12 protein-coding genes are annotated in these 13,049 nt (G+C 51.2%); 7 read left to right on the top strand and 5 right to left on the bottom strand.

Features of this window, described 5'->3' with window-relative positions:
* Positions 1 to 196: 196 nt before the first annotated feature.
* The 3 genes from AB4876_RS13145 (at position 197) to AB4876_RS13135 (ending at position 5,436) form a co-directional block, all read left to right on the top strand.
* On the top strand, positions 197 to 1,822 hold the full coding sequence (locus AB4876_RS13145; RefSeq protein WP_368382215.1) for a hypothetical protein: 1,626 nt from the start codon (positions 197 to 199) through the stop codon (positions 1,820 to 1,822).
* A gap of 242 nt (positions 1,823 to 2,064) precedes the next feature.
* Complete coding sequence (gene uvrD / locus AB4876_RS13140; RefSeq protein WP_368382213.1) at positions 2,065 to 4,239, top strand: DNA helicase II; 2,175 nt, start codon at positions 2,065 to 2,067, stop codon at positions 4,237 to 4,239.
* Between the two features lie 63 nt (positions 4,240 to 4,302).
* A complete protein-coding gene (locus AB4876_RS13135) occupies positions 4,303 to 5,436 on the top strand; it encodes a TRAP transporter substrate-binding protein (RefSeq protein WP_368382212.1) in 1,134 nt (377 codons plus the stop codon).
* 122 nt (positions 5,437 to 5,558) lie between these two features.
* Here the strand turns inward: AB4876_RS13135 and AB4876_RS13130 are convergent, their stop codons facing one another.
* The 3 genes from AB4876_RS13130 to AB4876_RS13120 all read right to left on the bottom strand — a co-directional run bounded on the left by AB4876_RS13130 (position 5,559) and on the right by AB4876_RS13120 (position 7,945).
* Positions 5,559 to 5,948 (bottom strand): acyl-CoA thioesterase, encoded by a 390-nt coding sequence (locus AB4876_RS13130; protein ID WP_008252927.1) that lies wholly within the window; start codon positions 5,946 to 5,948, stop codon positions 5,559 to 5,561.
* A 115-nt stretch (positions 5,949 to 6,063) separates the two neighbouring features.
* Positions 6,064 to 7,437 carry a TRAP transporter large permease gene (locus AB4876_RS13125; RefSeq protein ID WP_368382210.1) on the bottom strand — a complete coding sequence of 458 codons (1,374 nt, stop codon included), beginning with the start codon at positions 7,435 to 7,437 and terminating at the stop codon, positions 6,064 to 6,066.
* Positions 7,427 to 7,945: a TRAP transporter small permease subunit gene (locus AB4876_RS13120; RefSeq protein WP_368382209.1), complete on the bottom strand. Its 519-nt coding sequence runs from the start codon at positions 7,943 to 7,945 to the stop codon at positions 7,427 to 7,429. The genes AB4876_RS13125 and AB4876_RS13120 overlap by 11 nt, the downstream gene beginning before the upstream one ends.
* Before the next feature lie 76 nt (positions 7,946 to 8,021).
* On the opposite strand from AB4876_RS13120, the gene AB4876_RS13115 reads away from it, so the two are divergent.
* From AB4876_RS13115 to yaaA, 3 genes are all read left to right on the top strand, one after another.
* Positions 8,022 to 8,669 (top strand): hypothetical protein, encoded by a 648-nt coding sequence (locus tag AB4876_RS13115; RefSeq protein ID WP_368382207.1) that lies wholly within the window; start codon positions 8,022 to 8,024, stop codon positions 8,667 to 8,669.
* 73 nt (positions 8,670 to 8,742) lie between these two features.
* Positions 8,743 to 9,270 (top strand): DUF4265 domain-containing protein, encoded by a 528-nt coding sequence (locus tag AB4876_RS13110; protein WP_368382206.1) that lies wholly within the window; start codon positions 8,743 to 8,745, stop codon positions 9,268 to 9,270.
* 22 nt (positions 9,271 to 9,292) lie between these two features.
* Positions 9,293 to 10,069, top strand: coding sequence for a peroxide stress protein YaaA (gene yaaA, locus AB4876_RS13105; protein ID WP_368382204.1), 777 nt, complete (start codon positions 9,293 to 9,295; stop codon positions 10,067 to 10,069).
* A gap of 2 nt (positions 10,070 to 10,071) precedes the next feature.
* On the opposite strand, the gene AB4876_RS13100 is transcribed toward yaaA, so the two are convergent.
* Positions 10,072 to 10,533, bottom strand: coding sequence for an EVE domain-containing protein (locus AB4876_RS13100; protein ID WP_301030047.1), 462 nt, complete (start codon positions 10,531 to 10,533; stop codon positions 10,072 to 10,074).
* A gap of 101 nt (positions 10,534 to 10,634) precedes the next feature.
* On the opposite strand from AB4876_RS13100, the gene AB4876_RS13095 reads away from it, so the two are divergent.
* Positions 10,635 to 11,240: a DUF938 domain-containing protein gene (locus tag AB4876_RS13095; RefSeq protein WP_438273417.1), complete on the top strand. Its 606-nt coding sequence runs from the start codon at positions 10,635 to 10,637 to the stop codon at positions 11,238 to 11,240.
* 65 nt (positions 11,241 to 11,305) lie between these two features.
* Here AB4876_RS13095 and AB4876_RS13090 read toward each other — a convergent pair whose 3' ends face one another.
* Positions 11,306 to 12,844, bottom strand: a complete 1,539-nt coding sequence (locus tag AB4876_RS13090) for an OmpA family protein (protein ID WP_368382202.1) — start codon at positions 12,842 to 12,844, stop codon at positions 11,306 to 11,308.
* Positions 12,845 to 13,049 lie beyond the last annotated feature (205 nt).

Genomic DNA, 13,049 nt, shown 5'->3' with positions numbered 1-13,049 from the left:
TATTGATTTAGGCCCTTCATTGTAACTCAGCCTAGAAGTATTGGCGCCTACTCGCCGCTAAACGGCGCTTCCCCCCAATATTGGGGAGGTCACCCCGCGTAATAAGCCCTAGCCTTACTCTAGAGGAGGCTCTGCACAAGATGTGTATTTAGGGTTTGATCTTATTAAAAATAGTGCGGCTATTGGAGTAGCGACAATGAAGTTAAAATTGCTTGGTTTGAACTGTATATTTCTTATCAGTGCCTGCGGCGGTGGAAGTGGCTCTAGCGGTGGCGGCGGCTCGCCCGCAGCCGATGATAGCCTGCAAGGCATTTTTACCGATAGCCCGGTGTACGGTGTTAAATACCAAACCGATAGCTTGCAGGGCCTGACCAATGCCCTCGGCGAATTCAACTACCGCGAGGGTGAGTCAATTGTATTCTCTATTGGCGACTTACAGTTCCCCAGCATCAGTGCTAATGAACAAATCACCCCAGCCGACCTCGCCCAAGATAACAGCGAGGTTCGCACCAATATCTTGCAGCTACTGCAATCGCTAGACAGCGATGGCAACCCCGACAATGGCATTGAAATCTCGGCGGAAGCAGAAAACGCCTTTAAAGGCAGCACCTTAGATTTAGAAAGCGCCGACTTCGACAGCGAAGCCCAAACGATACTGGATACCATCAAAGACGGTATTCAGCTTGTCAGCGAAGCCCAGGCTGAAGCGCATTTTCAACGCGCACAGCAATCACAAATTCTCGGCAGCTGGCTATACAGTGAAGGGGAAGGTAAGCGCAATGTACTGAGCTTTATTGACGAATCACGCTATATCATTATTCATGAACACAGCGATGACGGCGATCAAACTGCCGGTTCAGTTGAATTTGGCAACTACAGCTGGGACGTGGAGGATGGGGCATTCAGCACCTCGCTAATCGCCCAATCCGATAATTCTGGCGGCCTTTACGATGAAGGAAGCTCAGTATCAACGGCCAGCGTCACCGGCGACACTCTGACACTCAGTTTTACCGACACCGAAAGCGGCACAGTCGCGTTTAGCCGCGTAAAAAATCTGAACAATGAAATACAGGGCGCGTGGCAACTCTATGAGCCCGAAGCAGATAACCTCAATATCCTTACATTCCTGTCTAACTCCGAGTACGTTCTCGCGCACACCAATAACCTCGAAAGTTACGAGGACCTCCCTCCACAGGCTTTATCGGGTGAGTTTGGTACGTTTACGGTGGATGGGGACAGCTATACCTTCGCTGCCAGTGTAGATAGCGACGGTGATGGCGGCTTATACAATAAGGATGAGCAGAGTTACAACATCAGTGGCTTAACGGCAGAGCGGTGGGGCGACTTAAAGTTCGTGGACGAAGGCGATCAAATATTTTTTGCGCGTGTAGGACAATTCACAAGCACACTCGTTGGTGAGGGTGACGATTTAGTCGATATTCTCGTGAATCGTGACGTCGGTTTTGATGAAACCGCCTTAGTTGGCAATTGGCAGGTCACCACTACCTCGCCGTCTTATCACGACAAAGTGGGCTTTGTTGAAAGCTTCAGCGTTCAGCTCAAGGCAGACGGCACCGGCACCGTAACTTTCGGAGAAGATGATGTCACCACCCTTGTCTGGGAGGTCAACTCAGCGGGCACCCTGTCTTACACAGAGACCGATGACTCTGGCGACACTTGGCGCCTCAACATTGCACCGGTAAAAGGCGCGGCAAATAGTGTGTTAATTGATAGCAAAAGCCCCACCGGCCAAGAAGATTTTGCCGATGTACTCGTGGAAGCAAGCTTTACACCCATAACAAGCAAGGAGCTACAAAAATAGCGGCACCTGCGCCACAAAAGCCCTAGGTATTCTGCCCATCCGAGCATGATACCTAGGGCTTTCTGCATTTTTCTGCATACGATTAACGCTGATCGTAAAGCGTCAAAAGCCTGCCATACCCTCCTCACCCTATCGATTTAGGCCCTTAGCCATAAAACTCGCTTCGAATAATGCCACTCACTCTCCGCTAATCACCATTTTAGCGGTGCCAGCGGCGGATAATCCCAGTAGAATACGGCGCCATGGACGTATCTTATATTCTTGACGAACTCAATGACGCACAGCGCGACGCGGTCACCGCCGACAGCCCTGGCACCTTAGTACTTGCCGGGGCTGGCAGCGGTAAAACCCGGGTGCTGGTCCACCGTATTGCCTGGAAGATCAAGGTAGAGGGACTGTCGACCCACAGCATTATGGCGGTGACCTTTACCAATAAAGCCGCCAAGGAGATGCGCGGGCGCATCGAAAGCTTGCTGGGTAGCAGTTTAAATCACGGTATGTGGGTGGGCACCTTTCACGGTTTGGCTCATCGCCTGCTCAAGGCCCACGCCCAAGAAGCTGGGCTACCCAATAATTTCCAAATTTTGGACAGCGACGACCAGCTCCGCCAGCTCAAGCGTATTCACCGCGAGCTAGCGCTAGACGACAGCCGCTGGCCACCTCGGCAATCCCAATACTTTATCAACGGCCATAAAGATGAGGGGCGCCGCGCTGCCCACATCGACGATTTTGGCGGCGATCTTTACCTGACCACCATGCTCAAGGTTTACCGCCGCTACGAGGAGATCTGTCGCCAGCAAGGGGTAATCGACTTTGCCGAACTGCTGCTGCGCGCACTGGAGCTGTGGCGCGACAATCCAGCGATTCTCGACCATTACCAGCAGCGCTTTAAGCACGTTTTAGTCGACGAGTTTCAAGACACCAATGCCGTGCAATACGCGTGGCTGCGCCTGCTCGCCAGCAAGGGCATGGCGATGACCGCAGTGGGCGATGACGACCAGTCGATTTACGGCTGGCGCGGCGCCCGCATTGAGAATATTCAACAGTTCTCCAAAGATATTGAAAACACCCATGTGGTGCGCCTAGAGCAAAACTATCGCTCCACCGCCACCATCCTCAAAGCCGCCAATGCGCTGATCGCCAATAACAGCCAGCGCCTCGGTAAAGAACTGTGGACCGAAGACGGCGACGGCGACAAAATCTCGCTGTTTGCCGCCTTTAACGAACAAGATGAAGCTCGCTTTCTCACCGACCGCATTGCCGAGCTGGTCCGCGACGATTACCGCCGCAGCGATATTGGCGTGCTATACCGCAGCAATGCCCAGTCGCGAATACTGGAAGAATATCTGATTCGCGCCGGTCTGCCCTACCGCATCTACGGCGGTCAGCGCTTTTACGACCGCCTAGAAATTAAAAACGCGCTGGCCTATATGCGCATTGTTGAACTGCGCGACGACGACACCGCCATCGAGCGGGTGATTAACACTCCCACCCGTGGCATTGGCACCCGCACCGTAGAAATTCTGCGCGAATACGCCCGCGAGCATCAAACCTCGCTGTGGCGTGCAGCACTGGCCATTATTGAAAACGGCCTGCTGCCCGCCCGCGCGGGTAACGCCCTGCGCGGCTTTTTGGCATTAGTTGAAGACTTGGCCGAACAGTGTCGGGATAAACCCCTTGATGAACAGATCAACATCGCCATTGATCGTTCGGGGCTACTGGCCTTTCACGAAAAAGAAAAAGGTGAAAAGGGTCAAGCGCGGGTCGAAAACTTACACGAGCTGATTACAGCCGCCGCCGCTTTTGAACCAGAAGACGAAGACATAGAACCGCTGCGCGCCTTTCTCGACCGCGCCGCGCTGGACGCCGGTGACCAGCAGGCCGACGAACACGAAGACAGCGTGCAGTTAATGACTTTGCACTCGGCCAAGGGTTTGGAATTTCCAGCGGTGTTTATTGTAGGCGTGGAAGAAAATCTCTTTCCCCACAAAATGTCGATGGAAGATCCCGAGCGTTTGGAAGAAGAACGTCGCTTGGCCTATGTCGGTATAACCCGCGCCGAGCAAAAGCTGTTCTTAAGCTACGCTGAGTCTCGTCGCTTACACGGCCAAGAAAGCTTTAATAGCCTGTCGCGCTTTGTGCGCGAAATTCCCAACGAGCTAATTGACGAAGTGCGTATTAATAACACCGTTAGTCGGCCAAGTAGCTATGCCCAAAGTGGCGTCACCACCTCTCAGCAAGCCTCAGCAGCGGCGATGGGCATCGCCCTTGGTCAGCGTGTACTGCACAGCATCTTTGGCGCTGGCGTTGTACTCAGCTTTGAGGGCCAGGGAGCCAGCGCCCGCGTACAGGTTAATTTTGAAGACGAAGGCAGTAAATGGCTCGTGCTGCAGTACGCCAATTTGCAGCTTTTATAAAACAGTTTTTTAAAAAACTTTTGTTAAAAAATTAGTACGACCGCTTTTGTAATAGGGAAGACCATGAAGCCCAGTAAAAATAATTATACGCCGCTCATTATTCTCGCCCTGCTCGCCGCGCTGATTAGCATGAGCTGGCTTTATGTTGGCGAGCGCAGCCGCGACCACAGCCGTAGCGAACAGCAAAAAAGCAGCAGCGGTCAGCAGGTTTTCCACTGGAAATTGGTCACCACTTGGCCTAAGAATTTTCCCGGCTTAGGCACCGCACCCGAGAAATTTGCCAATATTGTTAATGTGATGAGTCAGGGCCGGCTACAGATAAAAGTCTACGGCGCTGGCGAGTTAGTACCTGCGATGGGTGTGTTCGACGCCGTCTCAGCAGGCAGTGCCCAAGCTGGCCACGGCGCGGCGTATTACTGGAAGGGCAAACTGGCCTCATCAATATTTTTTACCGCCGTACCCTTTGGCATGACCGCTCAAGAAATGAATGGCTGGCTCTATCACGGCGGCGGTATGCAGCTGTGGCGCGAAGCCTACGCACCCTTTAACTTAGTTCCCTTCGCTGGCGGCAATACCGGCGTACAAATGGCGGGTTGGTTTAATAAAGAAATCAACTCCATTGACGACGTTAAAGGCCTAAAAATGCGTATTCCCGGTTCCGGCGGCGAAGTCTGGAATCGCTTAGGCGGCAGCGCCGTTACCCTGCCCGGCGGCGAGCTATACACCTCGCTGCAAACCGGCGTAATTGATGCAACCGAATGGGTGGCGCCCTACAACGACTTAGCCTTTGGCTTTCACGAAGTAGCCAAATATTACTACTACCCAGGCTGGCACGAGCCAGGCTCAACCCTAGAATTAATTATTAACAAAGACGCCTTTGCCGCGCTACCCAAAGATTTGCAAGCCATTGTAGAAGCCGCTGCTCGCTACGCCAATGCCGATATGCTCGACGAATACACCGCGCGCAATAACGCCGCGCTAAAAGAGCTAGTAGGCGAACACCGTGTACAACTGCGAAAACTTCCAGATGACGTACTGCGCGAACTACACCGCGTATCAGATGAATACTTACTGGAATTATCAAAAACCGACGAGCTAACAGGTCGAGTTTACCAAAGCTGGAAGCAATTTTTGGAAGGCGCCAAAGAGTATCACCACATCTCTGAGCAGTCGTATATTAATGCGCGGGATCTTTAAATTTTGCAGATAAGATTTATTTTCGCTGGTCTTACATCAGTAAGAAAATAAGGCGAGCACGCGTAACACCATTATTTTTAAATAATATTTTATACGCGTGATTTACTTGCCCAAGGGTAACCTTAATCAACTACCCGAGTGCGGCCATTGCCATCAATCGCCACAAACACGAACTCGCCCTCGGTTACTTTAGCGGGTTCGTATTGATGCTTATTGGTTACCCAAACTTCTACACGAACACGTATTGAGCTGCGGCCAACATCAACAATGTCGGTATAACAGCTAACTGCTGCACCCACATTAACCGGTGTCATAAACGCCATGCTATCGACGGCAACAGTCGCCACTCGCCCGCCAGCACGGCGCGCCGCCGTTTGACTGCCAGCAAGGTCCATTTGCGACATAAGCCAGCCACCAAAAATATCACCGCTGGCATTGGTATCTGCCGGCATGGCGATGGTGAGTAAAGCGAGCTCACCTGCTGGTTTGGGCGTGTCGTCGATGTCACGCATAAAATAGTCTCTCTACATTAGTAATTGTAATGGGCGCATAGTTAACGTGCACTACTGCGCATTGTCAATGACGTATATATCATTATTAAAGCTGCGGGGATACCAGACCATTCCCTTATTGCCCACGAACAAAAGCGGGTAACCACGTTGCCAGATCCGGCCACCACGCCAATAAAAATAACATTAGTAATTGCAACCCAATATACGGTGCAACGCCACGATAAATATCGGCGGTAGACACCGACGGCGGCGCCACACCGCGCAGATAAAATAGTGCGAAACCAAACGGTGGGGTTAGGAAGGAGGTTTGTAAATTAAGCGCAATCATAATACCCAGCCAAATGGGGTCCACACCCATGGCCAATAAAATTGGGCCAACAATTGGCACCACCACAAAGGTAATTTCGATAAAATCGAGAATAAAACCCAGTAAGAAAATCACCACCATAACGATCAAGGTTGCGGTAATAACGCCGCCCGGCAATTTCGCAAAGAAGTGTTGAATAAGATCATCACCACCAAAGCCACGGAACACTAATGAGAATACCGCCGCGCCAATTAAAATCATAAACACCATGCAGGTGACTTTCAGGGTCTCCCTCGCCACCTCACCCAAGCGCTGCCAGCCTAGCTGCCCCTTGGCGATAGCCATTGAGGCAGCCCCTAACGCACCCACTCCTGCGGCTTCGGTGGGCGTGGCAGCACCGGCCAATATCGAGCCTAAGACCGTCATAATGAGCGCGATTGGCGGCAGCAAGCCTTTTAATAGAGAGCTGATTGGCGGTGGATTTAAGTCTTTGGCGGCGGGCGCGCGCGCTGGCTGGCGAATGGCGACAAAGCCCATATAGAGCAAATACAAACAAACCAACATCAAGCCCGGCACCAACGCGCCGATAAATAAATCACCTACCGATAGGGTCTTGGGGCTGTATACGCCCATGTCCAACTGGGCCTGTTGATAGGCGCTAGACAAGGTGTCACCGAGCAAGACCAGGGCGATAGAAGGCGGAATAATCTGCCCCAAGGTACCGGTCGCGCAAATGGTGCCCGTCGCCAATTTTGGATCGTAGCCGCGATTGAGCATAGTGGGTAATGACATCAAGCCCATTGTGACCACGGTGGCGCCAACAATACCGGTACTGGCCGCCAACAACATGCCCACCAGAATCACCGAGAAGCCCAGGCCACCGCGGCTGCGACCAAACAGCGCCGCCATATTGTCGAGTAATTCCTCGGCCAAGCGACTTTTTTCGAGTAGGACGCCCATCAGCACAAACAGCGGCACTGCAATTAGGGTGACATTGCTAATGGTGCCGTACAGCCGGTTTGGCAGCGCCGATAAAAATGAGGCGTCAAAATAACCTAGAACAATACCAATGCCGGCAAATATCATCGCGGTGCCGGCCAAACTAAAAGCCACCGGATAACCCAGCATCAACACCAAGCAAATGGCGACGAACATCAATATAGGCAGTAACTCAATCAACATTATTGGCGGCCTCTGGGCTGACGAGCACGAGTGCATTGCGCAGGAGCTCGGCGATGCCTTGTAAGGCGAGGTTTATGGCCATAAGCGGCAAGAGTGATTTCAATAAATACACAAATGGCAGGCCACCAGGCTCTACCGAGGTTTCGTGAATCGCCCAAGCGTTGCCGGCAAATTCCCAGCTAGTGAATAAAATGAGTCCGCAGAGGGGTAACAAAAACACAATACAACCGATACTATCAATCCATGCTTTAGTGCGCAGCGAGTAGCGCTGATAAAAAATATCGACCCGCACGTGGCCACCATGCTTGAGCGTGTAAGCAGCGCCCAGCATAAAGACAGTGCCGTGCAGATACGTTACAGATTCCTGCAATGCGGTCATGCCCTGACCAAAGCCGTAGCGCATAATGACCACCGCGGCGGTTCCTAGCATCATCAAGGGAATTAAGTACGCCAAAAGGCGTCCAAAGCGCTCGGTAAACGAATCGATTAAAATTACACACTGTTTCACTGATCGGCATCCCTGAATTAGCTGCACATTATAGCCATTCTATTGCCGCTCCCGCGAGCCTAGCTCAGGAGAAGCCATGCGCAGGATTTTACTTAGCACTCTAGTCGCTCTATGCAGCGCTACTAGCCACGCCGATATTATTGCTCGCTACGCCATGGGCTCAGAAACCATTGTGCTCAGCTACCGCGATGACCAGCATATTCGCGTCGATCGCGGGCAAATGGGCTATTCCATTATTAATGGTGAGCAGGCAACGGCCATTATTAGCCAAGGCGGCGCCCAAGTAGTGATGAATGTAGACGATATGGGCGAGGTGATTGCCAGCGCACAACAGGGCCAGGCCATAACCGTTCCTGACACTCAGGCGGTTAGTCTTAGCCCCACCAAGGAGTTTAGTAATATCGCGGGCTTTAAGGGCCGCGTGTATAACGTGAACACGGGCTCGGCGAATTACCGCACGGTACTCACCGACAGCCCGGTGGTTATTCAAGCCAGTGATGCCCTGCGGCAATTTTTCCGGCGCTTTGCCGGTGCCATGAAAAATGACCGCGGCAATAAGCTGCTCGCCCTAGAGAACAGTTTCAAAGATCAGCCTGATCGCGGGGTTTTATACGTTGAAGGCGGTTTTAAGCTGGTCAGTATTGGCGAAGGCGATCGCCCCAACAGTCATTACACGCCACCGCCAATCGGTATTCAGTTTAATATGCCCGCTGCCAGCCGTTAAATCTGTGGCTTAGACGACAAGCTGTAGCGTACACCGTGAATTGAGTGCGTAAAATCGGTATCATTGGCCGCCCATGCCAAGTGAATTTATACGCGCTATGACCGAACAAGCTCCCTTTGCCGACCAAGAAACCTTGCTGGAATTATTTGCGGGTATTCACCCGAGCAATAATCAGCCCATTTTCGAGAAAGTCTTGGCCACCCCATTAGAAGGCGTAAGCGAGTACCGACTGCTGAAGTCGCCGCTGTTTGTGCGCGGCCTCGCCGCATTAGACACAGTAAAAATTAACGAAGATGCCCGCGGCCGATTTAACTTAATTGAGCACAGCGGCAACCTCTGTGTGCGAGTGTTTTTGCGACAGCCCAATGAAGATCTAGAAGTTCAGCTCACCGCAGAAATTGAAAAGCTCGGCGGCAGCCTCGATATTAAAACCGATCGCGCCATCGCCTACAGTATTCACTTTGGTGTGGGGTTTAGCAGTATCGAAGAATTGCTAAACAAATGGGCTAATAGCGATCAGGCCAAGTGGGTCTATGGCAATGTTTACGACCCCGAGACTGGCGACCCACTGAATTGGTGGCAGGCACTACTCCAAGCTTGAACCAACTGTCACAGGACTCACTATGCTACTACTTATCTCGCCAGCCAAAACCTTGGATTTTGACAGCCCAGCGCACACCAAGAAATTTAGCCAAGCCGATTTTTTGCCACGCTCCCAAGCGCTGATTGATCAACTGCAGGCGCTCAGTCCAGACGACATCTCCGGCCTGATGAAAATCAGTCCCAAGCTCGGCGAACTCAATCACCAGCGCTTTATGAACTGGCAGCTGCCCTTTAGCCCAGATAATGCCAAAGCGGCGGTGCTGGCCTTTCGCGGTGATGTATATACGGGCCTAGATGCCGACAGCTTTAACGCTAGCGATTTCACCTTTGCCCAGCAGCATCTGCGTATATTGTCTGGGCTATATGGCCTACTGCGCCCCCTCGACTTGATCCAGCCTTACCGGCTAGAAATGGGCACCAAGTTTGAGAATAAAGCGGGCAAAAATCTTTATCAATTTTGGGATACCGAGATTACCGAGGCGGTGAATAAACAACTCGCCGACATTAAATCTCAGGTGCTGGTCAATCTGGCGTCTAATGAATACTTTAGCGCCATCAAACCCAAGGCCCTCGCCGCTGATATTATTACCCCAGTATTCAAAGATTATAAAAACGGAAAATACAAAATCATCAGTTTTTACGCCAAAAAAGCTCGCGGATTAATGGCCAGCTACGTGATTAAAAATCGGATTAAAAACGTGGACGAGCTAAAGCAGTTCGACACCGACGGTTATTATTATTGCCCCGAACAATCCACTGCACGGGAATGGATCTTCTTACGCGACGGCGCAGAATAATTCTACTGCGCCATTGTCATAATCTGGCGCCACTCCTCTGGAGTGACCGGCATAATCGACAGGCGACTACCCTTTTGTACTAGCAGCATTTCACCCAGTGCCGGCTCTGCTTTTAGCGCGGCCAGCGGCAGCAAACGTTCAAACTTACGCTCAAAGCGCACATCGACCATAAACCAGCGCGGGTTTTCTGGGCTGGCTTTGGGGTCAAAATAGCGCGACTCTGGATTCTGAGCGCTGCTGTCTGGGTAGGCCTCGCGCACCACTTCGGCAATACCGGCAATCCCCGGTTGAGGGCAGGATGAGTGGTAGAAAAACACTTTGTCACCCAGCTTCATTTGGTCGCGCATCATATTGCGAGCCTGATAATTTCTCACTCCGTCCCAGTGCTCGGTGCTATTAGGCCGGTCGCGCAGATCGTCAAGGCTAAAGGTGTCGGGCTCTGACTTCATCAACCAGTAGGCCATTGTTGTACTCCTGAAAAAGCCGTTACACTTGGCGCCAGCCGAGGAGCGGCTAGCCGTATTCGCCAAGGGATGATTTAAGCATAGTTCAAAGGGATTTAACCATGATTCAAGCCAAGCCCTTTTCACAGGCCTGTGAAAACAACCAATATTATATTTTTGAGAAAATCGCGCCCTTGTTGGCCGCCCGCCAACGCGTGTTAGAAATTGGCAGCGGCACGGGTCAGCACGCCGTGTATTTTGCCGCCAATATGCCCCATATTCACTGGCAGTGCAGTGATCGCAGAGAGAATTTAATGGGGATACAAGCGTGGGTCGACGAGTCGGCACTTGCTAATTTAGCGCCACCAGTCGCCCTTGACGTACGCGAAGTCGAGTGGCCGGCACCGAAATTTGACGTAATTTACTCGGCAAATACCCTACATATTATGAGCTGGCACGAAGTGGAATTGTTTTTTAGCCACTTGCGCAAAAGCCTTAAAGATGAAGGCTTACTCTGTATTTACGGACCATTTAATTATAACGGTGACTACACCTCGGCTAGTAATGCAGAGTTTGACAGCTGGCTAAAGCAGCGCGACGGCCAAAGCGGTATTCGCGATTTTGAGGCAATAAACACCCTCGCTGAAAAAATCGGTCTGCGCTTATTAGCCGACCACGCCATGCCCGCTAATAATCGCCTGTTAATTTGGCAATCTGCCGTTCAATAAACCTGCCCATAAAAAAACCCAGCACGGTGGCTGGGTTTTTTTATGACGAACTAACTAATTACGTATTAGTAGTCCATTTCGTCATCTGAAGATTCATACTCGTACTCGTCTTCAGCAGCAGCTTCAGGCTCATCGCTCATGAAGTCGTCAGCAGCTGGAGCAGGAGTTTCAACCTCGTCTTCTGCCATCGGCTCAACCATTGGCTCTTCGTCCAACATTGGCTCTTCGTCCAACATTGGCTCGTCGTCCATCATCGGCTCAACTGAAACACCAGAACCATCGCCAAGTACTTTCAACTCAACACGACGGTTTTGCGCACGGCCGTCTTTAGTTTCGTTGCTAGCAATAGGCTGCTCTTCACCGTAGCCGCGAGCAGTCAAACGATTTGCCTCAACACCGCCGCTAACCAAGTAGTTTTTCACTGACTTAGCGCGATTCTGTGACAGGTTCATATTGTAGCTATCGCTACCAGTGCTGTCGGTGTGACCCTGCAGTTCAACTTCAAAGCCAGGTGAACTTACCAGTGTTTCAGCAACACCATTAAGAATGGTTTCCGCATTCATGGTCAGTTGTGCACTGTTCAGTTCAAAGTTTACGCCGCGCAGTATTACTGCTTGATCCTTCGCACAGCCATTAGACATAACCGCTTGGCCAGCTGGGGTATCTGGGCAAGCATCGTCGGCATCTACTACGCCGTCGTTGTCGCTATCTAAAGGGCAACCGCTAGCATTTACTTTAGCGCCAGCTGGTGTATTTGGGCACTGATCAAGGTAATCGGCTACACCGTCGTTATCGCCGTCAAGTGGGCAGCCAACGCTGTCTACCTGAACGCCACGTGGTGTTGCTGGGCACTCGTCCATTTCGTCAGATACGCCGTCACCGTCGGTGTCTTTTACGCCGTACTGCGCTTCAAAGAAGTTAAAACGCAAACCCAGCTGCACGCTCTGTGCACTGTATTCAGTTTCTTGCTCAGACAAATTGGTTTTAAACGTCGCGTCTTGTGCAACGCTATAACGATAGCCCGCATCCAAGGCAAGACGTGGGGTCAGGAAGTAGGTGATACCAGCACCAAGTTGACCAATAGTAACGTCGTCATCGGCATCGCCAATGTCAAGATTCGCCATACCCAAACCAAAACCAATGTATGGACGCAGACGCTCACCAGCAGAGAAGTCGTACCACAAATTACCCATCATCGAAGTGACTTCAAGGCTGTCGTCACTAGTCGTGGAAACACCACCAGTGGTGACTTTATCCAGATCATTCTCGCCCTGGCGGTATTCAAATTCGAGGCGGTATGGGCTTTCAAACTTATAACCAAAGCTGAAACCGTAGGCAGTATCGTTATCGTAGCTGGTTTCAAAATTAGCTGAACTACCGGCTGAGCCACCTAGCAGACCATCTAAAATGCCGCCTAAAACTGGAATCGCAGCAAAACCACCTGCAGTATCGGTAGTGATTTTCCCATCAGCATCAAAGACTTGGTTGTAAAAAACATTGCCACCTAGATAAAAACCGGTCTCTTTATCCTCGGCCATCGCCGCACCAGTTGCCGATGCTAAAATCACACCCGCAGCCAGCGCAGATTTCCATTGCTTGCTCATAAACATCCCCTGATCATTAAAGTTATACCCCGTTTTACTGTCACGTAGACAACAAAATCGGAGGTTAATTCTCACTTGCGCAATACTAGTCCATAGTAGTGCAAAACATTATCAAAAATACGTGCACAATTAACGAATACGCAAGGCCGCATGCTAAACCGGCAAAATGCCGCGGTAAAGCTTTGCTTGCGTGCTACTTTCCGTA

The organism is Zhongshania guokunii (assembly GCF_040892635.1).
Classification (GTDB): domain Bacteria; phylum Pseudomonadota; class Gammaproteobacteria; order Pseudomonadales; family Spongiibacteraceae; genus Spongiibacter; species Spongiibacter guokunii.
The sequence above is the reverse complement of the archived record's forward strand: the minus strand, read 5'-3'. Positions and strand labels throughout refer to the sequence as shown.